This window comes from Agromyces sp. NPDC127015 (genome assembly GCF_042725165.1).
Lineage (GTDB): Bacteria > Actinomycetota > Actinomycetes > Actinomycetales > Microbacteriaceae > Agromyces > Agromyces chromiiresistens.
The window spans coordinates 110,818-129,973 of the sequence record NZ_JBHXDI010000004.1 but is presented as its reverse complement, the minus strand read 5'-3'; the positions used below and the strand labels follow the sequence as shown (position 1 = coordinate 129,973).

Here is a 19,156-nt window from a genome sequence, read left to right as displayed (position 1 = left end):
CAGGGGCGCCGCCCCGCCCGCGCGCCCCCCCCCCCCCCCGCGCGCGGCCCGGCCGTCGGGGGGGCCCCCCCCCACCGCGGGGCCGGCGCCCGGGGCCGCCCCCCCCCCCCCCCCACGGCCCCCCGGCCCGACCACTGAGTCGCTGAAGTCAGAGACGTTCGAAGCCACGTACCCGCTCCCAGTCCGTGACGGCCGCGTCGTAGGCGGCGAGCTCGACGCGCGCGTTGTTGAGGTAGTGCTCGACGACCTCGTCGCCGAAGGCGTCGCGCGCGACGGCCGAGGCGGCGAAGAGGTCGGCAGCGTCCCGGAGCGTCGCCGGCACCCGCGAGACATCGGACTCGTAGGCGTTGCCGGCGAAGAGCTCACCGGGCTCGAGCTCCTGGTCGATGCCGTGCAGGCCGGCCGCGATGAGCGCAGCGACCGCGAGGTACTGGTTGACGTCGCCTCCGGGCACCCGGTTCTCGACGCGCATGCCGTGGCCGTGGCCGACGACGCGCAGGGCGCACGTGCGATTGTCGAGTCCCCAGGCGATCGCGGTCGGTGCGAAGCTGCCGGCGACGTATCGCTTGTACGAGTTGATGTTCGGCGCGGAGAACAGGGTCAGCTCGCGCATCGCGGCGAGCTGGCCGGCGAGGAAGTGCCGGAAGAGCTTCGACATGCCGTGCGGGGCGTCGGGGTCGCTGAAGACGGCTTCGCCGCCCGCGCCGCGCAGGGAGATGTGGATGTGGCAGCTGTTGCCCTCGCGCTCGTTGAACTTCGCCATGAAGGTGATGGCCTTGCCGTGGCGGTCGGCGATCTCCTTCGCCCCGTTCTTGTAGAGCGAGTGGTTGTCGCACGTGGTGAGCGCGTCGGCGTAGCGGAAGGCGATCTCCTGCTGGCCGAGGTTGCACTCGCCCTTCACGCCCTCGCAGTACATGCCGGCGCCGTCCATCGATCGCCGGATGTCCTGCAGCAGCGGCTCCATGCGGGTGGAGGCGAGCAGCGCGTAGTCGATGTTGTAGTCGCTCGCGGGGGTGAGGTCGCGGTAGCCCTTGCGCCAGGCGTCGCGGTACGAGTCGTCGAAGACGATGAACTCGAGCTCGGTGCCCACGAAGGCGGTGAGCCCCCGCTCGGCGAGGCGCTCGAGCTGGCGCTGCAGGATGCGGCGGGGCGACGGCTCGACGGGTGCGCCGTCGAGCCACCGCAGGTCGGCCGTGACGAGCGCGGTGCGCTCGAGCCACGGGGTCATGCGGAGCGTCGCGAAGTCGGGGATGAGCGCCATGTCTCCGTAGCCGCGCTCCCAGCTCGACATCGCGTAGCCGTCGACCGTGTTCATCTCGACGTCGACCGCGAGCAGGTAGTTGCAGGCCTCGGCGCCGTGGGCGCCGACGTCCTCGAGGAACAGCCTCGCCGAGACCCGCTTGCCGACGAGCCGGCCCTGCATGTCCGTGAAGGCGACGATCACGGTGTCGACGTGATCGTCGGCGACCGCGCTGCGCAGCTGGTCGAGCGTCAGGTGACCGGTGGGTGACGACATCCGGGCTCCTCCTCGAGTTGGAATGGTCGGTGGTGGCGACCATTACACCACACCATCGGTGGGGGCGTGAGCGAAATCGTCATGACCGGGTGAGCCTGATGAGGGAACCAGCTCGAAAAATGGTCTGTACAAGCGACCATTGAGCGCCCTATCATCGTGCCCACCACATCGCACCCCCGCGCGCCGCCGACCGGCCCGCGCGATGACCGCAAGGGAGCAGCATGGCCAAGGACACGCTCAAGGTCTCCGGCGTCACGTACGCGACGGCCGACGAAGGGTACTTCGAGAAACGGCGGTTGAAGCGCTCGGCGGGCGTCTGGGGGCTCTGGGGCCTCGCGGTCGCCGCCGTCATCTCGGGCGACTTCTCGGGCTGGAACTTCGGCATCGACTTCGCCGGCTTCGGGGGCATGCTCATCGCCTTCGCCATCCTCATCGTGATGTACTACGGCCTCATCTTCTCGATCGGCGAGATGAGCTCGGCGATGCCCCACACGGGCGGCGCCTACTCGTTCTCGCGCGCCGCGATGGGGCCCTGGGGCGGATTCGTCACCGGTCTCGCCGAGACGATCGAGTACGTCGCGACGACCGCCGTGATCGTGTACTTCTCTGCCGCCTACGCCGACGGCATCACGAGCGAGCTGCTCGGCTTCTCGATGCCCGCCTGGATCTGGTGGGTCATCCTCTACGTCGCCTTCATCGCGCTCAACTCGGCCGGAGCGAGCATCTCGTTCAAGTTCGCGATCGTCGTGTCGATCATCTCGATCGTGATCATCCTCGTGTTCAGCGCGATGGCGCTCTTCTCGGGCCAGTTCTCGTGGGACGCGCTCTGGGACATCGCACCCGACCCCGGCCAGACCGAGTTCCTGCCGCACGGCGTGCTGCCCATCCTGTTCGCGCTGCCGTTCGCGATGTGGTTCTTCCTCGGCATCGAAGAGCTGCCGCTCGCCGCCGAGGAGTCGCACGACCCCGTCCGCGACATCCCGCGCGCGGGCCTCATCGCCCGCGCGACGCTCATCATCACGGGTCTGCTCGTGCTGTTCCTCAACACGGGCGTCCTCGGCGCCGAGGCCACCGGCACGGCGGGCGAGCCGCTGCTCGACGGCTTCCGCGCGATCGTCGGCGACGGCGCCGCCGCGGTGCTCGCCCTCTTCGCGCTCATCGGCCTGCTCGCCTCGCTCCAGGGCATCATGTTCGCCTACGGCCGCAACATGTACTCGCTGTCGCGGGCGGGCTACTACCCGAAGTTCCTCTCGCTCACCGGCAAGCGGCAGACGCCGTGGGTCGCGCTCGTCGCGGGCGCCGTGATCGGGTTCGCGGCCCTCGTCGTGCTCGACGTGCTGGCGCGGATCGACGAGGAGGGGGCGGGGGCCGTCGCCGGCGCGATCGTGCTCAACATCGCGGTCTGGGGTGCGGTGCTCGCCTACCTCCTCCAGATGGTCGCCTTCGTCATCCTGCGGCGGAAGTTCCCGAACGCCAAGCGCCCGTACGTCAGCCCGTGGGGCGTGACGGGCGCGGTCGTCGCGGCGATCATCGCCGCGCTCATCTTCCTCGGATTCCTGCTCAACCCCACGTTCGTGCCCGCGATCATCGCGATCGCGGTCGTCTACGTCGTGATGCTGATCGGCTTCGGGGTCTGGGGCCGGCACCGGCTGATCCTCTCGCCGGAGGAGGAGTACGCCGTCTCCGGCGGACTGCACGGCGACCCGCAGGCGGAGGGCTACGGCGGCGCCGTCGAGGAGGAGCTGCTCGCGACCGACGGGGTCGACGAGCCGGATCGCGCCTAGCGGCGCGGACGGAGCGGCGGCGGGCGTGGGGGCGCCCGCCGCCGCTCCGTGCTTCCACCGGTGCCATGGCCGCCACGGGGCGACGGCGGGTCGCGAGCCGGGCAGAGCGTCCCGACGGCGAGCACTCTCCGGACGCCCGGATGCCGAAAGCGGCATCACCCGAACGGTAGGCTCGAGGCGACGACTGCGCGGCGATCCCGCGCTCACCGAGGCGATGGAGCCGGTCCGGCGCGTCGATCCCCGACGCGGCGAACGGCTCCGTGGAGGAAACACTGATGCACGAGCCCGAAGCGACCGAGGCGACCCGTACCGAGACCGATTCGCTCGGCTCGGTCGAGGTTCCGGCCGACGCCTACTGGGGGGTGCACACCAAGCGGGCGCTCGACAACTTCCCGATCTCGAAGCGCCCCATCTCGGTCTACCCCGAACTCGTCGTGGCGCTCGCCTCGGTCAAGCAGGCGGCGGCGCGCGCGAACCGGCAGGTGGGCGTGCTGAACCAGCAGAAGGCCGCGTGGATCGACGAGGCGTGCCAGCGCATCATCGACGGCGAGCTGCACGACCAGTTCATCGTCGGCGTCATCCAGGGCGGGGCGGGCACGTCGACGAACATGAACGCGAACGAGGTCATCGCGAACCTCGCGCTCGAGATCGCGGGTTACCCCAAGGGGCGCTACGACGTGCTGCACCCGATCGACGACGTCAACCGCAGCCAGTCGACGAACGACACGTATCCGACCGCGGTGAAGATCGCGATGGCGTTCTCGCTGCGCACGATGCTCGTCGAGCTCGACCAGCTGCGCATCGCGTTCAGCCGCAAGGGCCGCGAGTTCCACGAGGTGCTGAAGGTCGGCCGCACGCAGCTGCAGGATGCCGTGCCGATGACGCTCGGCCAGGAGTTCCACGGCTTCGCGACGACCCTCGGCGAGGACATCGACCGCTTGCGCGAGACGATCAAGCTGCTCGGCGAGGTCAACCTCGGGGCGACCGCGATCGGCACCGGCATCACCGCCGACCCCGGCTACGCGGCATCCGTCGTCGAGCACCTGAGCGCGATCACCGAGCTGCGCCTCGAGACGGCGCCCGACCTCATCGAGGCGACGAGCGACACGGGCGTGTTCATGACGTTCTCGAGCGCGCTCAAGCGCAGTGCGATCAAGCTCTCGAAGATCTGCAACGACCTGCGACTGCTCTCGTCGGGCCCGCAGGCCGGACTCGGCGAGATCAACCTGCCGCCCATGCAGGCGGGCTCGTCGATCATGCCGGGCAAGGTCAACCCGGTCATCCCCGAGGCCGTGAGCCAGGTCGCCTACTCGGTCGCGGGCGCCGACGTCACCGTCATGATGGCGGCCGAGAGCGGCCAGCTGCAGCTCAACGCCTTCGAGCCGGTCATCGCGCACTCGCTGCTGCAGTCGATCACGTGGATGCGCCAGGCCTGCTGGACGCTCCGCGTCAACTGCGTCGACGGCATCACCGCGAACACCGAGCGCCTCGAGCAGATGGTCGCCTCGAGCGTCGGCGTCATCACCGCGCTCATCCCGTTCATCGGCTACACAGAGGCGGCCAAGCTCGCGAAGCTCGCCCTCGCGAGCGGCCGGCCCGTCGCCGACCTCGTCGTCGAGGCCGGCCTCATGAGCCGTGACGAGGTCGTCGCCCAGCTGCAGCCGTCGAAGCTGTCGGGCATCCGTCCGATCACGACCGTCATCCCCGTGCAGCACCTGCAGGGCGAACCGCACGAGTGACGCGGATGCCTCGGGGCGGGCGTCTCGCCGACGTCGGCCCGAGGCATCCCGTCTCTGCGGGCGCACCGGTGCGGTCAGGCGGGGGAGTCGAGTGCCTCGCGGAGCGCGGCGAGGGCGTCGGCCAGCGCCGCACGTCGACCGGCGTCGAGCACGGCGAGGCGCGCTCGGAGCGACGTCGCCACGAGGGGGGTCGCTTCGTCGAGGAGGCGACGTCCTTCGCCGGTGAGTTCGACGAGTGACGACCGGCGGTCGGCCGGATTCGCGCGCCGAGCGACCCATCCGGCCTGCTCGTGCCGATCGACGGCCTTGCTGACGGCCCCCACCGTGATGCCGATCTCTCGTGCGATGTCCTGCACCCGGCAGGCCTCGACGGTGGCGACGACGTTGAGCACGTCGTAGCTCGACAGCGGCAACCCGTGCGCCGCCTGCAACTCGTCGGAGAGCCGCTCGTACCAGAGCGTCTCGACGCGCACGAGCTGGAGGAAGAGGGCGAGATCCGCGGACATTGTTTCCTTGTAATTAGATTGACAGGAATCTAATTGACCGTAATATCGATTCCTGGGAAGCAATCTACGCGAGGAGGAGCCCCATGTCACGATTCGAGTTCGACCGACTCTCGGCCGACTACGCCGCGTCGAGGTTCGCCGCCGACGCCACCGTCGCCGAGATGCGGACCGCGTTCGCCGCGGGCGCCGTCCCGCCGCCCCCGGGGTTCGCGGCCCGCGACACGGTGCTCGGCGGCCGTCCGGCGATCGAACTCGTGCCCGGCGACGGGGGAGCAGGGGCACTCCTCTACCTGCACGGCGGCGGGTACGTCATCGGTTCCGCCGCGACTGGCGTCGGCATGGCGGCGGCGCTCGCCGAGCGGGCGGGGACGACCGCCTACTCGCTCGACTACCGGCTCGCACCCGAACATCGTTTTCCGGCGCCCGTCGACGACGCGCTCGCCGCATTTCGCGAGCTGGTCGATCGGGTCGGCGGGCGGCGTCTGGTCGTCGCGGGCGACTCGGCCGGCGGCGGGCTCGCCGTCGCAACCCTCGTCGCCGCACGCGACGCCGGGCTCGAGATGCCGGCGGCCGTCGCGGTGTTCTCACCGTGGGCCGACCTGACGCTCAGCGGCGACTCGTTCACGGACCGGGTCGGCGACGACCCGTTGTTCAGCCAGGCCGACATCCGCGGCTACGCCGATCGCTACCTCCCGGAAGGCGGCGCCGCCGAGGTTGCGGCGTCACCGCTCGCGAGCCCGGTGTTCGCAAGCCTCCGCGGCCTGCCGCCCATGCTCGTGCAGGTGGGCACCCGTGAGCTCCTGCTCGACGACGCAGTGCGGCTCGCGGCCAACGCGGCGCACGACGACGTCGAGGTCGTGCTCGAGGCTGCCGCCCGGGCGCCGCACAACTACCAGACGTCGCTCGACGCGCTCGAGGCGTCGACGGCGGCACTGGATCGGGCCGGCGCCTTCCTCGGTCGGCACCTCGGCGCGGGCATCGGTCGAGCGGAGCTCGTGTCGTGATCGGGCGGCGTGGCGTCAGATCACGCGGCAGTGCGTCGTGAGCGACCCGATGCCGCCGATCGACACCGTCACGGTCGAGCCGTCCTGCAGGAACACCTGCGGGTTGCGCGAGTAGCCGGCGCCGCCGGGGCTGCCGGTCGAGATGAGCGTGCCCGGCGGGATGGTCGCCGAGCGCGAGAGGTACGCGATGATCTCGGGGACGCTGCGCACCATGTCGCCGGTCGAGGCGTCCTGCAGGATGCGGCCGTCGAGGTTCGTGGTGAGCCAGAGGTCCTGCGGGTCGGCGACCTCGTCGGCGGTCACCACGACCGGCCCGGTCGGGGTGAAGCCGTCGAACGACTTGCAGCGCGACCACTGGGCCTCGGAGAACTGGATGTCTCGCGCCGTGATGTCGTTGACGACGGTGTAGCCCCAGACGTAGTCGAGGGCGTCGCGCTCGTGCACGCCGCGGGCGGGCCGGCCGATGATCACGCCAAGCTCGGCCTCGTAGTCGACCTGGTGGGTGAGGTCTTCGGGCCAGGTCGTCGTCGCGCCGTGCGCTCCGAGGGAGTTCGGCCAGAGCGAGAAGATCGTCGGCGCCGTCTCGTGGCGGAGCTTCAGCTCCTGCGAGTGGGCCGCGTAGTTCGCTCCGATGGCCAGGATGTGCGGCGGCCGCAGCACGGCCGACGAGTGGCGCAGTTCGCTCACGGGCGTGAGCTCGGCGCCGGCCTCGAGAGCCGTGTCGACGGCGGCGCGCACCTCGGCGAGGCCCTCAGGGCCGCGTTCGATGAGGTCCTGCAGGTCTCGGGGGGAGTGCTCGAGCACCTCGTCGAGGAAGAGCGCCGCTTCGGCGACGACCACCGCGAGCCGTGGGGTCGATTGGCCTTCGGCTCTCAGGTGCGCGAACTTCACTCGTCCACGCTATCGCGCCGTACGCCGGGATCGTTTGTCGACATGTACAAGCCGACGGCGGCGACCTTCCACGAAGGCGACAGTCGAATTCCATGATGCGAAAGGATCTCGCCTCCCGCGCGTGGCCTACGACGCGTTCCGGCGGTCGTTCCCGGTCAGGCCCGGATGCCTCGCGGCATCCCGCCGGACCGAAAACGGTCCCGCCGGAGCAGGTGAGCCGTAGCGTCGCCGGGTCAGGCGGGACGCAACCGGAGCTCCTGCATGCCCCCGTCGACTGCGACCTCGATGCCCGTCGTCGAGCCCGAGGCCGGGCTCGCGAGGTAGGCGACGGCGCCGGCGACCTCGTCGGCGGCCACGAGCCGGCCGTGGGGCTGGCGCGCTTCGAGGGCGGCGCGCTCCGCCGCGGGGTCGGGCGCCTGGGCGAGCAGCCGGCCGATCCACGGGGTGTCCGCCGTGCCCGGATTGACCGCGTTCACGCGGATGCCCTCGCGCAGGTGGTCGGCCGCCATCGCGCGGGTCAGCGCCGAGACCGCGCCCTTGCTCGCACTGTAGAGCGCCCGCTCGGGCAGGCCCGCGGTCGCCGCGATCGACGACGTGTTGACGATCGCGGCGGCGGGGGACCGCCGCAGGTGCGGCAGCGCCGCACGGGCGACCCGCATCATGCCGAGCACGTTGATGTCGAGCACCCGGTGCCACTCGTCGTCGGCGTTCGCCTCGATCGTGCCCTGGGCGCCGATGCCGGCGTTGTTCACGACGATGTCGAGCCGGCCGAACTCGGCGACGACGCGCTCGACCCCCGCCCGCACGCTCGCGTCGTCGGCGACGTCGACGGCGACCGCCAGGTCGGCGTCGGACGCTTCGGGCCGGAGGTCGAAGACCGCGACCCTGGCGCCCCCGCGTCGCAGGCGCGTCGCGATCGCGGCGCCGATGCCCGACGCCCCGCCCGTGACGACGGCGACGAGGCCGTCGAACTCACCGGGGCCGGTCGGCTGCTGGCTCATGTTCGCTCCTTGGAGATCGTTCACTGCTTCGGGGAGGGGTTCAGGCGTCGACGTAGCGCTGGCGCTGGCGGCCGAGCCCGTCGATCTCGATCTCGACGACGTCGCCCGCACGGAGGTAGGGGAAGCGGCCAGACAGGGCGACGCCCTCGGGGGTGCCCGTGAGCACGAGGTCGCCGGGCTCGAGCGCGAGGAACCTGCTGAGCTCCCAGACGATCGTGTCGATGCCGAAGATGAGGTCGCTCGTGCGCGAGTCCTGGCGGGGCTCGCCGTTCACGAAGCTGCGCAGGCGCACGTCGTCGGCGTCGAGCTCGTCGGGCGTCGCGAGCCACGGGCCGGTCGGGCAGAACCCTGGTGCGCTCTTGCCCTTGGACCACTGCCCGCCCGAGACCGCCAGCTGCCAGTCGCGCTCCGAGAGGTCGTTGGCCGTCACGAACCCGGCGATGTGCGCACGCGCCTCGGCGGGGGAGCGGAGCCGGCTCGCGCGTCGCCCGATCACGATGCCGAGCTCGACCTCCCAGTCGGTCTTCTCGCTGCCCGGCGGGATCGTCACGTCGTCGTCGGGCCCGACGACCGTGTTCGGCGACTTCATGAACATCACGAGCTGCTCGGGCGGGGCCGACCCCGATTCCGCGGCGTGCGCCGCGTAGTTCATGCCGATGCAGTAGACCGCGCCCGGTCGGGAGATCGGCGCTCCGACGCGGAGGCCGGCTGCGCCCGTGAGCTCGGGCAGCCGCCCCGCCGCGAGTGCGGCCGCGGCGCGATCCGGGCCGTCGCCGGAGAGGAAGGCGCCGTCGATGTCGGCGGTGAGGCCCCGCAGGTCGAGCATGCGCTCGCCGTCGAGCAGCACGGGGATCTCGGAGCCGGCGTCGCCGAGCCTGGCGAATCTCATTCTGGTGGTCCTTCCGGTCACGGGCACGCGAACATCTGAAGTATGCGCGAGGCTTGGTGATGATTCACGGCGATTCTTGCATACTCCGAGGCGGTTGACATCCGAGACATCCGATGTTTATGCTCAAGGCGCCCACGAAAGGACGCCATGAGCAGGATCGTCAGTGTCGACACCCGGGATATCCGGTTCCCGACCTCCCTCGAACTCGACGGGTCGGATGCGATGAATCCCGACCCCGACTATTCGGCCGCCTACCTCGTCATCCGCACCGATGCGGCCGACGGGCTCGCCGGTCACGCCTTCGTCTTCACGATCGGCCGTGGCAACGACGTGCAGGTCGCCGCGCTCGACGCGCTCCGCGGGCACCTCCTCGGCCGCGACGTCGAAACCCTGCTCGGCGACATGGGCGCGGCCTGGCGCCTGCTCGCGCACGACTCGCAGCTGCGCTGGCTCGGCCCCGAGAAGGGCGTCATGCACATGGCGATCGGCGCCGCGCTCAACGCCCTGTGGGACCTCAAGGCCAAGCGCGCCGGGCTCCCGCTCTGGCAGCTGCTCGCCGGGCTCAGCCCCGAGGAGCTCGTCGCCCTCATCGACTTCCGCTACATCTCCGACGCCGTCACCCCCGCCGAGGCGCTCGAGCTCTTCCGCGCCGCAGAGCCCGGGCGCGCCGAACGCACCGCGAAGCTCCTCGAAGGCGGCTACCCCGCGTACACGACGACGCCCGGCTGGCTCGGCTACTCCGACGAGAAGCTCGACCGGCTCTGCCGCGAAGCCGTCGCCGACGGCTACCCGCAGATCAAGCTCAAGGTCGGCGCCTCGCTCGACGACGACATCCGCCGGCTCGGCATCGCCCGGGCCGCCGTCGGAGAGGACTTCCCGATCGCCATCGACGCGAACCAGCGCTGGGGCGTCGACGAGGCGATCGAATGGGTGCGAGCGCTCGCCGGGTTCGACCTCGCCTGGATCGAGGAGCCGACGAGTCCCGACGACGTCCTCGGCCACGCCGCGATCGCCCGCGGCATCGCGCCGGTGCGCGTGGCCACGGGCGAGCACGTGCAGAACCGCATCGTCTTCAAGCAGCTGCTGCAGGCCGGCGGCATGCACGTCATGCAGATCGACGCGGCGCGCGTCGGCGGGGTCAACGAGAACCTCGCGAACCTCGTGCTCGCGGCGAAGTACGGCGTGCCCGTGTGCCCGCACGCCGGCGGCGTCGGGCTGTGCGAAGCGGTGCAGCACCTCTCGATGTTCGACTACGTCGCGCTCTCCGGCAGCATGGAGGGACGCATGATCGAGTTCGTCGACCACCTCCACGAGCACTTCGCCACGCCCGCCGTCGTCGAGCGGGGGCGCTACCTCACCCCGACCGCGCCGGGTGCCGGCACCGAGATGCTCGCCGCATCGATCGAGCGCTACACCTGGCGCGGCTCGCACGTGATCGACGACCCGACCGAGGTGCCCGCATGAGCGGACCCTTCACCGCCGAGCGTCTCGGTCCCCTCGGCTACGGGGCGGCCTCGATCGGCAATCTCTATCGCGAGGTGAGCGACGACGACGCCCGTGCCGCCGTCGACGCGGCGTGGGAGTCGGGCGTCCGGTACTTCGACACCGCGCCGCACTACGGCCTCGGCCTCTCGGAGCGCCGGCTGGGCGAGGCCCTGCGCGACCGGCCGCGAGACGAGTTCGTCGTCTCGACGAAGGTCGGCCGGGTGCTCGACCCGAACCCCGACTTCTCGGGCGGCGACGACATGGCCTTCGACTTCGCGGTGCCCGACCGCACCGTGCGGCGCTTCGACCCCGGTGAGGCGGGCATCCGGCGCAGCATCGAAGACTCGCTCGAGCGGCTCGGCATCGACCGCATCGACATCGCGTACCTCCACGACCCCGACGCGTACGACCTCGACCGGGGATTGGCCGAGGGCCTCCCCGCGCTCGCCAGGCTCAGGGAGGAGGGTGTCGTCGGCGCGATCGGCATCGGCACGAACAGCGCGGATGCCGCGGCGCGAGCCGTTCGCGAGGGCGACCTCGACCTCGTCATGATCGCCGGGCGGTACACCCTGCTCGAGCAGCCCGCGCTCGCCGAACTGCTGCCGCTCTGCAGCGAGCGGGGCGTCGGAGTGGTCGCGGCCGCGGTGTTCAACTCGGGCCTGCTCGCGACCTCGACGCCGGGCGCGACCGCGCGGTACGACTACGGCGCCGTCCCTCCCCGGCTGCTCGAGCGCGCGCGCCGGCTCGCCGCGGCGTGCGAGGCCGAGGGCGTCGAACTGCCCGTCGCCGCGATCCAGTACCCGCTTCAGCATCCCGCGGTGCGCGCGGTCGTCGTCGGGTCGGCTCGCGCCGCCGACATCGCGCAGAACGCGCGGCGCGTGCACGCCCCGCTGCCCGACGGGCTCTGGTCGCGACTCCGCGAAGAGGGGCTCATCCCGTGACCGCGGCCCGCACGATCGACGCCCACCTCCACCTGTGGACCCGCTCGGAGGGGGCCTACCCCTGGATCACGCCCGAGCTCGGACCGCTCTACGCCGACTTCGGCCCCGGCGACGCCCGGGTGGAGCTCGACGCCGCCGGAATCGATGCGGCCATCCTCGTCCAGGCCGCCGATTCCGCCGCCGACACCCGATTCATGCTCGACGTCGCCGCGCGGCACGAGTGGGTGGCCGGCGTCGTCGGCTGGGTGCCCCTCGACGACACCGCTGCCGCGATCGACGCGCTCGACGACCTCTCGGAGGAGCGTCGGCTCCGAGGCATCCGCCATCTCGTGCACGACGACCCGCGCGACGACTTCCTCGACCTGCCGGACGTGCGGTCGTCGCTCGCCGAGGTCGCAGCGCGCGGCCTCGCGTTCGACGTGCCCGATGCGTGGCCGCGCCACCTCGGTGCCGCCCGTCGCCTCGCGGCTGAGCTCCCCGGGCTCACCGTCGTGATCGACCACCTGGCGAAACCGCCCGTCGGTGGCGACGGCTTCGACGAGTGGCGTCGGGAGTTCGCCGCGACGGCCGCCCTGCCCAACACGGTCGCGAAGTTCTCGGGGCTCCACCTGCCCGGGGTCGCCTTCGACGAGTCGTCCGTGCGACCGTTGTTCGAGGTCGCGCTCGACCTGTTCGGCGCCGACCGGCTCATGTACGGTGGCGACTGGCCGATGTCGGTGCCGCACGGCGGCTACGCATCGACCTGGCGCGTGATGCGCGCGTGCCTCGACGACCTGGCCCCGTCCGAGCTGGCCGCGGTCCTCGGCGGTACGGCCGAGCGGGTGTATTGCCTTGAGTAATCCGATCTCTGCGCCGCTTTCGCTACGGATTCGCAACGTTCATCGCTGAAACCTCATGAAACATCGGATGAGTAGTACACTCATCACCACATCTCAAGGAAGAGAGGCCCACGTGCTGAGTGGCATCAACCCGATCCTCGGCGGCGAGTTGCTGGCCGCGCTCGATCGGCTCGGCCACGGCGACGAACTCGTCGTCGCCGATGCGAACTTCCCGGCGCACCGGGTCGGCGCCGCCGTCGTCGAAGCACCAGGCATCGCCGCCGCGCAGGTGGTCGAGGCCATCCGCACGGTCGTGCCGCTCGACGGCTACGAGGGCGCGTCGGTGCTGCTCATGACCGCCGAGGGCGGCGAGCGGCTGCCCGTGCAGCACGAGCTCGTCGCGGCCGCGGCCGTGGCCGACGACCGCGTCGGCGAGCTCGAGCGGTTCGCGTTCTACGAGCGGGCGGCCGGCGCTCGACTGATCGTCCGGACGGGCGAGCTCCGGCCCTACGGCAACCTCGTCCTGCGCAAGGGCGTCGTGAACGCCTACCGGTCGACTGGAGCGGCGCAGTGACCGCGGCGACCGGCGCCCTGCTCGAGGTCGAGGGCGTCAGCAAGGGCTTCCCGGGCGTGCAGGCGCTCGCCGACGTGCAGCTCGAGCTCCGGCACGGCGAAGTACTCGCCCTCGTCGGCGAGAACGGCGCCGGCAAGTCGACGCTGATGAAGCTGCTCGCGGGCATCTACACCCCCGACGCCGGCACGTTCCGCCTCAACGGCCGGGAGCTGTCGATCGAGGGTCCGCGCCACGCGCAGGAGCTCGGCATCTCGATCATCCACCAGGAGTTCAACCTCATGCCCGACCTCACGGTCGCGCAGAACATCTTCATCGGCCGCGAAGAACGGCAGGCCGGGCTGTTCCTCGACGACCGGGCGCTCAACCGCCGGGCGCAGGAGCTGTTCGACCGGCTCGGCCTCGCACTCGACCCCGCCGAGCGGGTCGAACGGCTGACGGTCGCCCGGCAGCAGATGGTCGAGATCGCGAAAGCGCTCTCGTTCGACGCCAAGGTCCTCATCATGGACGAGCCGACCGCGGCGCTCAACGACGCCGAGGTCGACGTGCTGTTCGGGCTCATCGAGCGGTTCCGCACGCCGGAGACGGGGGTCATCTACATCTCCCACCGCATGGAGGAGCTCGCCCGCATCTCCGACCGCGTCAGCGTGCTGCGCGACGGCCGGTACGTCGGCACCCGCGTGACCGCCGAGACCGAGCCGCGCGAGATCATCTCGCTCATGGTCGGTCGGGAGATCAAGGGCGAGCAGCGGCCGGTCCCGAGGCATCCCGAGGGCGAGCCCGTGCTCTCCGTGCGCGGCCTCTCGACCAAGCACCTCCTGCGCGACGTCGACTTCGAGGTGTACCCGGGCGAGATCCTCGGCTTCGCGGGGCTGATGGGCGCGGGACGCACCGAGGTCGCCCGCGCCGTCGTCGGGGCCGACCGGCGCGAGTCCGGCGAGATCCGCATCCGCGGCACGGCGGTCGACATCGCGAACCCGGCCGAGGCGGCCCGGCTCGGCATCGGCTACCTCTCCGAGGACCGCAAGCAGCTCGGCGTGCTGCTCGAGCGCAGCGTGCGCGAGAACATCGTGCTCTCGTCGCTGCGCGACTACGCCTCGGGCCTCGGCTTCGTGCGCGACCGGCGCATCGAGGCCACGGGGCGCGAGTACGTCGAGCGGCTCCGCATCAAGACCCCCTCGACCGCGCAGCTCGTCCAGAACCTCTCCGGCGGCAACCAGCAGAAGGTCGTCATCGCGAAGTGGCTCGTGAAGGACTGCGACGTGCTCATCTTCGACGAGCCGACCCGCGGCATCGACGTGGGCGCGAAAGAGGAGATCTACGTGCTGCTGCGACGGCTCGCCGACGAGGGCAAGGCGATCGTCATGATCTCGTCGGAGCTGCCCGAGGTGCTGCGCCTCTCCGACCGCATCGCCGTCATGGCCGAGGGCCGGCTGACCGCCGTGCTCGACAACGCCGAGGCCACCCAGGAGAACCTCATGGACTACGCAACCCGATTCTCAAGCGAAGGAACGATCGCACGATGAGCCCGACCACGACGAAACCGGAATCCGGCCGCCCCGACGCCGCGACGACGCCGTCGACGAGCGCGTACGCCGCGATCGACGCCGGCAAGCCCCGAATGGCGTGGCTGCGCGGCTCGCTGCAGCAGCTGCTCGCCTTCGCGAGCCTCATCGTGATCGTCGCGGTGTTCTCGTTCGCGAGTCCGCACTTCTTCACCGCCAACAACCTCGTGTCGATCCTCACGGCGGCGACCGTCACCGGCATCCTCGCGCTCGGCACGACGTTCGTCATCATCACGGGCGGCATCGACCTGTCGATCGGCACCGGCATGGTGCTCTGCGGCGTGATGGCGGGCGTGTTCCTCACCTACCTCGGCTGGCCTCTCTGGGCCGGCGTCACGGCGACGATCCTGTTCGGCGCGCTCATCGGGCTCGTCAACGGCGTGAACGTCTCGGTGCTCGGCATCCCGCCGTTCATCGCGACGCTCGGCATGATGCTCATCGCCGCAGGCCTCTCGCTCGTGATCTCGGGCACGAAGCCGATCTACTTCTCGGAGACCCCCGAGTTCCAGTCGATCATGAACCTGTCGATCATCCCGGGCATGCGGTTCCCGCTCGGCGTCGCGATCTTCATCGTCATGATCGTCGTCGCCGCCGTGCTGCTGTCGAAGACGATCCTCGGCCGCTACACGTTCTCGATCGGCTCGAACGAGGCGGCCACCGCGCTGTCGGGCGTGAACGTGCGGCGTTGGAAGATCATCATCTACACGCTCGCGGGCCTGTTCGTCGGACTCGCCGGCGTGCTCAGCGCCTCGCGCCTCTCGTCGGCCCAGCCGACGGGCGGCATGGGGCTCGAGCTCGAGGCGATCGCCGCCGTCGTCATCGGCGGCACGTCGCTCCAGGGCGGCAAGGGCTCGATCGTCGGAACCGTGATCGGCGCACTGATCATGGCCGTGCTCACGAACGGCCTGCGCATCATCTCGGTCCCGCAGGAGTGGCAGTCGGTCGCGGTCGGCATCGTCATCCTCGTGGCCGTCTACCTCGACATGCTGCGGCGCCGACGCGCCTGAGCGGCATTCGGCCGAGGCATCCGCCCGCAGGCGGGGCCGCGGCACCACCCACCACCCCAACCCCCAACAAGTACCACCTGCACCACCTACACCAAGGAGTGAGCATGTTCAAGAAGCGCGCACTGGGCGCCGTCGTCGGCGCCGTCGCCGCGGCCCTGATCCTCGCGGGCTGCGCGAGCGACGGCGGCGACTCGGGATCCGCCGACGGCGGCAGCGGCGAGAAGCCGTACGTCGCCCTGGTCTCGAAAGGCTTCCAGCACCAGTTCTGGCAGGCCGTGAAGACGGGCGCCGAGCAGGCGGCCGAGGAGTTCGACGTCGAGATCACGTTCGAGGGCCCCGACACCGAGGCCGACGTCGACCAGCAGATCCAGATGCTGCAGACCGCCCTCGATAAGAGCCCCGCCGCGATCGGGTTCGCCGCGCTCGACAGCCAGGCGGCGGGCCCGCTGCTGCAGCAGGCGAAGGACTCGAACATCCCGGTCATCGCGTTCGACTCGGGCGTCGAGAGCGACATCCCGCTGACGACCGCCGCGACCGACAACCTCGCCGCCGCCGCCGAGGCCGCGAAGCACATGGCCGAGGCCGTCGGCCACGAGGGCAAGGTGGCGCTCGTCGTGCACGACCAGACCTCGGTGACCGGCCAGCAGCGCCGCGACGGCTTCGTGTCGTACATGGAGGAGAACGAGCCGAACATCGAGATCGTCGACGTCCAGTACGGCGGCGGAGACCAGGCGAAGTCCGCCGACCTCGCGAAGGCCATCATCGCCGCCCACCCCGACCTCAAGGGCATCTACGGCTCGAACGAGGGCTCGGCGATCGGCGTCGTGCAGGCGGTGAAGGAGCTCGGCATCGACCCCGCGAAGCTCGCGGTCGTCGGTTTCGACTCGGGCAAGGCGCAGATGGACGCCATCCGCGACGGGCTCATGCTCGGCGCGATCACGCAGAACCCGATCGGCATCGGCTACGAGACCGTCAAGGCCGCGGTCGAGGCGATCGACGGCGAGGAGCTGCCGAAGACGATCGACACCGGGTTCTACTGGTACGACGCGTCGAACATCGACGACGAGGAGATCCAGGCCGTCCTCTACGAGTGACGCCCTGGGGACGCCTCGGGGGCGCCGGCTTCGGCCGGCGCCCCCTTCTTCGTGGCGGGCGAGGCCCCGCGCGGGCGCACCCAGGCGGACGCGGCGCGGGCGCTCAGCGGATCAGAGGGCCGAACGCAGCCACTGCTCGACGCCCGACACGTGCACCACCGTGAGCGCCGCGGCGAGCTCGGCGTCGCCCGCGGCGATCGCGTCGAGGATCGCATGGTGTTCCTGCAGGGTGCGCTCGACGGCGCTCTCCTGGGTGATGCCGCGCCAGATGCGGGCGCGCACGGTGTGGCTCGAGAGCGAGTCGATGAGGCTCGCGAGATAGCTGTTGCCGGTCGCGTCGGCGATGCCTCGGTGGAACTCGAGGTCGTGGGCGACGAGGCCCTCGACGTCGGCGGCGTGATCGACGCCCGCCACCGACTCCCGGAGACGCTCGAGGTCGGGCTCGGCCGCGTGCCGGGCGGCGAGCGAGGCGGCGGCCGGTTCGAGGATGCGACGCACCGCGAAGATCTCGAGCACCGAATGGTCGTCGTGCAGGTCGACGACGAACGACATCGCCTCGAGGAGCAGCCGGGGCTCGAGACTCGTGACGTAGGTGCCGTCGCCGCGGCGCACGTCGAGCACGCGGATCACCTCGAGCGCCTTCACGGCCTCGCGGAGGGACGAGCGCGAGAGGCCGAGCCGCTCGCTCAGCTCCTTCTCGGGCGGCAGGCGATCACCGGGCGCGAGCTCGCCCGACATGATCATCTCTTTGATGCGCAGGATCGCTTCGTCGGTGACGGCCATGCCGGAATCGTAGCGCGTCCGGCGCCAGACATCAGATCTCTGCGGCTGCGGCGCGCCACAGGTGCATCGACGCGTAGCTGCGCCACGGCGCCCATGCCGCGCCGAGCGCGTCGAGCTCGGCTGCGGAACCGGGCAGTCCGAGGCGCTCGGCACCTGCGCGCAGGGCGAGGTCGCTGGTCAGCAGGATGTCGGGCGCCCGGGTGACCCGCATCGCCACGTAGCCGGCCGTCCAGCGGCCGATGCCCGGAATCACGATCAGGTCGCGGTACAGCTCGCCGCGATCGCGGTCGGCCGAGACGACGAGTTCGCCGGAGTCGAGGCGTGAGGCGACGTCGATGATCGTGCGGATCCGGGTCGCCGGGCCGCGCAGCACGTCGATGCCGTGCTCGGCGATCGCCGACGCGGTCGGGAAGAGCCGCAGCAGCCCTTCGCCGCCGACGGGGCCGGGCCGATCGCCCGGCACGAGCGGTTCGCCGAGCTCGGCCGCCAGTCTCGACAGCGTCGTGCGCGCGGCCCTGACCGAGATCTGCTGGCCGATGAGCGCCCGGAAGACGAGTTCGTGCGCGTCGAGGCACCCCGGCATGCGGAGGCCGGGGTGCGCGGCGACCGATGCAGCGAGGGCCGGGTCGGCGCCGAGCGCGGCATCGATCGCGACGGCGTCGGCGTCGAGGTCGAAGAGGCGGCGCACGCGGGCCACGAGCGGGGGCAGGTCGGTGAGCGACGCGAGCCGCGCCTCCACCTCGATCGCGGGCGACCGCTCGTCGCCGCTCGATTCGAGCGAGACGACGGCCGGGCCGCCCGGAAGGCGCAGCGATCGCGTGAAACGGCCGCCGTCGGCGACCTCGACCCCGTCGACGGCCCGCGCGGCGAGCCAGGCGAAGACGCCGGCTGCGTCGAACGGGGCTCGCGCGGGCAAGCGCAGTCGCACGAGCCCGTCGCCGCTCGGTACGCGACGTTCGGCCGATCGCGCGGTCAGGCGCAGCTGTCGCGGGGTGCGCTCGTAGACCGCCTTGACCGTGTCGTTGAACTGCCGCACGCTGCCGAAGCCTGCCGCGAACGCCACGTCGGCGGTCGGGAGGTCGGTCGAGGTCAGGAGGACCCGCGCGGTCTGGGCGCGGTGCGCTCGAGCGAGCGCCAGCGGCCCGACGCCGAGCTCGGCGGTGACGACGCGGGTGAGGTGCCGCGGCGTGTAGCCGAGGTGCGCGGCGAGGCCGGGCACGCCCTCGCGTTCGACGACGCCGTCGGCGATGAGGCGCATCGCACGGGCTGCGAGGTCGTCGCGGAGGTCCCATTCGGGGGAGCCGGGCACGGCATCGGGAAGGCACCGCTTGCACGCCCGCAGCCCGGCGTCGTGCGCGGCCGCGGCGGTCAGGTAGAAGCTGACGTTGCCGGGCTTCGGCGCGACGGCGGGGCAGCTCGGCCGGCAGTAGATGCCCGTCGAGTGCACGCCGGTGACGAACTGGCCGTCGAACCGTGCGTCGCGCGCCTGCATGGCTCGGTAGCGCTCGGCGAAGACCGGGTCGTCGAGCGGGTCCTCGATGCGCGTGGCGGAGATGGTCATG

At 71.2% G+C, this 19,156-nt stretch carries 17 protein-coding genes; 10 read left to right on the top strand and 7 right to left on the bottom strand.

The annotated features are described in order from the left end of the window. Nucleotides 1-148 precede the first annotated feature (148 nt). Nucleotides 149-1,516, bottom strand: coding sequence for a glutamine synthetase family protein (locus tag ACFWGP_RS12840; protein ID WP_231431389.1), 1,368 nt, complete (start codon nucleotides 1,514-1,516; stop codon nucleotides 149-151). Between the two features lie 221 nt (nucleotides 1,517-1,737). Here ACFWGP_RS12840 and ACFWGP_RS12835 point away from each other — a divergent pair, with 221 nt between their 5' ends. Both ACFWGP_RS12835 and ACFWGP_RS12830 read left to right on the top strand, forming a co-directional pair. Further along, on the top strand, nucleotides 1,738-3,300 hold the full coding sequence (locus ACFWGP_RS12835; protein ID WP_376931089.1) for an amino acid permease: 1,563 nt from the start codon (nucleotides 1,738-1,740) through the stop codon (nucleotides 3,298-3,300). A 275-nt stretch (nucleotides 3,301-3,575) separates the two neighbouring features. Continuing rightward, nucleotides 3,576-5,039: an aspartate ammonia-lyase gene (locus ACFWGP_RS12830; RefSeq protein ID WP_231431387.1), complete on the top strand. Its 1,464-nt coding sequence runs from the start codon at nucleotides 3,576-3,578 to the stop codon at nucleotides 5,037-5,039. Nucleotides 5,040-5,113: 74 nt separating this feature from the next. Here the strand turns inward: ACFWGP_RS12830 and ACFWGP_RS12825 are convergent, their stop codons facing one another. Then, on the bottom strand, nucleotides 5,114-5,545 hold the full coding sequence (locus ACFWGP_RS12825) for a MarR family winged helix-turn-helix transcriptional regulator (RefSeq protein WP_231431386.1): 432 nt from the start codon (nucleotides 5,543-5,545) through the stop codon (nucleotides 5,114-5,116). Between the two features lie 83 nt (nucleotides 5,546-5,628). Between ACFWGP_RS12825 and ACFWGP_RS12820 the strand changes: the two genes are divergently transcribed. Next, nucleotides 5,629-6,549, top strand: a complete 921-nt coding sequence (locus ACFWGP_RS12820) for an alpha/beta hydrolase (protein WP_231431385.1) — start codon at nucleotides 5,629-5,631, stop codon at nucleotides 6,547-6,549. Between the two features lie 15 nt (nucleotides 6,550-6,564). Here the strand turns inward: ACFWGP_RS12820 and ACFWGP_RS12815 are convergent, their stop codons facing one another. The 3 genes from ACFWGP_RS12815 to ACFWGP_RS12805 all read right to left on the bottom strand — a co-directional run bounded on the left by ACFWGP_RS12815 (nucleotide 6,565) and on the right by ACFWGP_RS12805 (nucleotide 9,330). Then, the gene (locus ACFWGP_RS12815; protein WP_231431384.1) at nucleotides 6,565-7,440 is read right to left on the bottom strand and encodes a fumarylacetoacetate hydrolase family protein; all 876 of its coding nucleotides are present in this window, start codon (nucleotides 7,438-7,440) and stop codon (nucleotides 6,565-6,567) included. A 233-nt stretch (nucleotides 7,441-7,673) separates the two neighbouring features. Further along, nucleotides 7,674-8,441, bottom strand: coding sequence for an SDR family NAD(P)-dependent oxidoreductase (locus tag ACFWGP_RS12810; protein WP_376931088.1), 768 nt, complete (start codon nucleotides 8,439-8,441; stop codon nucleotides 7,674-7,676). A 40-nt stretch (nucleotides 8,442-8,481) separates the two neighbouring features. After that, a complete protein-coding gene (locus tag ACFWGP_RS12805) occupies nucleotides 8,482-9,330 on the bottom strand; it encodes a fumarylacetoacetate hydrolase family protein (protein WP_376931087.1) in 849 nt (282 codons plus the stop codon). A gap of 147 nt (nucleotides 9,331-9,477) precedes the next feature. Here ACFWGP_RS12805 and ACFWGP_RS12800 point away from each other — a divergent pair, with 147 nt between their 5' ends. The 7 genes from ACFWGP_RS12800 (at nucleotide 9,478) to ACFWGP_RS12770 (ending at nucleotide 16,811) form a co-directional block, all read left to right on the top strand. Continuing rightward, nucleotides 9,478-10,794, top strand: coding sequence for an L-fuconate dehydratase (locus ACFWGP_RS12800; RefSeq protein WP_275506714.1), 1,317 nt, complete (start codon nucleotides 9,478-9,480; stop codon nucleotides 10,792-10,794). Beyond that, on the top strand, nucleotides 10,791-11,756 hold the full coding sequence (locus tag ACFWGP_RS12795; protein ID WP_231431380.1) for an aldo/keto reductase: 966 nt from the start codon (nucleotides 10,791-10,793) through the stop codon (nucleotides 11,754-11,756). Before ACFWGP_RS12800 ends, ACFWGP_RS12795 begins: the two co-directional genes overlap by 4 nt. After that, a complete protein-coding gene (locus ACFWGP_RS12790) occupies nucleotides 11,753-12,595 on the top strand; it encodes an amidohydrolase family protein (RefSeq protein ID WP_376931086.1) in 843 nt (280 codons plus the stop codon). Before ACFWGP_RS12795 ends, ACFWGP_RS12790 begins: the two co-directional genes overlap by 4 nt. Before the next feature lie 112 nt (nucleotides 12,596-12,707). Next, on the top strand, nucleotides 12,708-13,148 hold the full coding sequence (locus ACFWGP_RS12785) for an RbsD/FucU family protein (protein ID WP_231431378.1): 441 nt from the start codon (nucleotides 12,708-12,710) through the stop codon (nucleotides 13,146-13,148). Beyond that, complete coding sequence (locus ACFWGP_RS12780; protein ID WP_376931085.1) at nucleotides 13,145-14,671, top strand: sugar ABC transporter ATP-binding protein; 1,527 nt, start codon at nucleotides 13,145-13,147, stop codon at nucleotides 14,669-14,671. Before ACFWGP_RS12785 ends, ACFWGP_RS12780 begins: the two co-directional genes overlap by 4 nt. Beyond that, nucleotides 14,668-15,717, top strand: a complete 1,050-nt coding sequence (locus ACFWGP_RS12775; RefSeq protein WP_231431376.1) for an ABC transporter permease — start codon at nucleotides 14,668-14,670, stop codon at nucleotides 15,715-15,717. The genes ACFWGP_RS12780 and ACFWGP_RS12775 overlap by 4 nt, the downstream gene beginning before the upstream one ends. Before the next feature lie 104 nt (nucleotides 15,718-15,821). Next, entirely contained in the window at nucleotides 15,822-16,811 is a 990-nt protein-coding gene (locus tag ACFWGP_RS12770) for an ABC transporter substrate-binding protein (protein WP_231431375.1), read from the top strand. A gap of 111 nt (nucleotides 16,812-16,922) precedes the next feature. On the opposite strand, the gene ACFWGP_RS12765 is transcribed toward ACFWGP_RS12770, so the two are convergent. Both ACFWGP_RS12765 and ACFWGP_RS12760 read right to left on the bottom strand, forming a co-directional pair. Further along, on the bottom strand, nucleotides 16,923-17,594 hold the full coding sequence (locus ACFWGP_RS12765) for a FadR/GntR family transcriptional regulator (RefSeq protein ID WP_231431374.1): 672 nt from the start codon (nucleotides 17,592-17,594) through the stop codon (nucleotides 16,923-16,925). Between the two features lie 31 nt (nucleotides 17,595-17,625). Further along, nucleotides 17,626-19,155, bottom strand: coding sequence for an AlkA N-terminal domain-containing protein (locus ACFWGP_RS12760; RefSeq protein ID WP_231431373.1), 1,530 nt, complete (start codon nucleotides 19,153-19,155; stop codon nucleotides 17,626-17,628). Nucleotide 19,156 lies beyond the last annotated feature (1 nt).

Bases quoted from the DNA above. Each gene is read 5' to 3' on its own strand.
- ACFWGP_RS12820 (WP_231431385.1), top strand. From the start codon at position 5,629: ATGTCACGATTCGAGTTCGACCGACTCTCGGCCGACTACGCCGCGTCG.
- ACFWGP_RS12830 (WP_231431387.1), top strand. From the start codon at position 3,576: ATGCACGAGCCCGAAGCGACCGAGGCGACCCGTACCGAGACCGATTCG.
- ACFWGP_RS12770 (WP_231431375.1), top strand. From the start codon at position 15,822: ATGTTCAAGAAGCGCGCACTGGGCGCCGTCGTCGGCGCCGTCGCCGCG.
- ACFWGP_RS12795 (WP_231431380.1), top strand. From the start codon at position 10,791: ATGAGCGGACCCTTCACCGCCGAGCGTCTCGGTCCCCTCGGCTACGGG.
- ACFWGP_RS12835 (WP_376931089.1), top strand. From the start codon at position 1,738: ATGGCCAAGGACACGCTCAAGGTCTCCGGCGTCACGTACGCGACGGCC.
- ACFWGP_RS12825 (WP_231431386.1), bottom strand. From the start codon at position 5,545: ATGTCCGCGGATCTCGCCCTCTTCCTCCAGCTCGTGCGCGTCGAGACG.
- ACFWGP_RS12840 (WP_231431389.1), bottom strand. From the start codon at position 1,516: ATGTCGTCACCCACCGGTCACCTGACGCTCGACCAGCTGCGCAGCGCG.
- ACFWGP_RS12800 (WP_275506714.1), top strand. From the start codon at position 9,478: ATGAGCAGGATCGTCAGTGTCGACACCCGGGATATCCGGTTCCCGACC.
- ACFWGP_RS12810 (WP_376931088.1), bottom strand. From the start codon at position 8,441: ATGAGCCAGCAGCCGACCGGCCCCGGTGAGTTCGACGGCCTCGTCGCC.
- ACFWGP_RS12765 (WP_231431374.1), bottom strand. From the start codon at position 17,594: ATGGCCGTCACCGACGAAGCGATCCTGCGCATCAAAGAGATGATCATG.
- ACFWGP_RS12775 (WP_231431376.1), top strand. From the start codon at position 14,668: ATGAGCCCGACCACGACGAAACCGGAATCCGGCCGCCCCGACGCCGCG.
- ACFWGP_RS12760 (WP_231431373.1), bottom strand. From the start codon at position 19,155: ATGACCATCTCCGCCACGCGCATCGAGGACCCGCTCGACGACCCGGTC.
- ACFWGP_RS12805 (WP_376931087.1), bottom strand. From the start codon at position 9,330: ATGAGATTCGCCAGGCTCGGCGACGCCGGCTCCGAGATCCCCGTGCTG.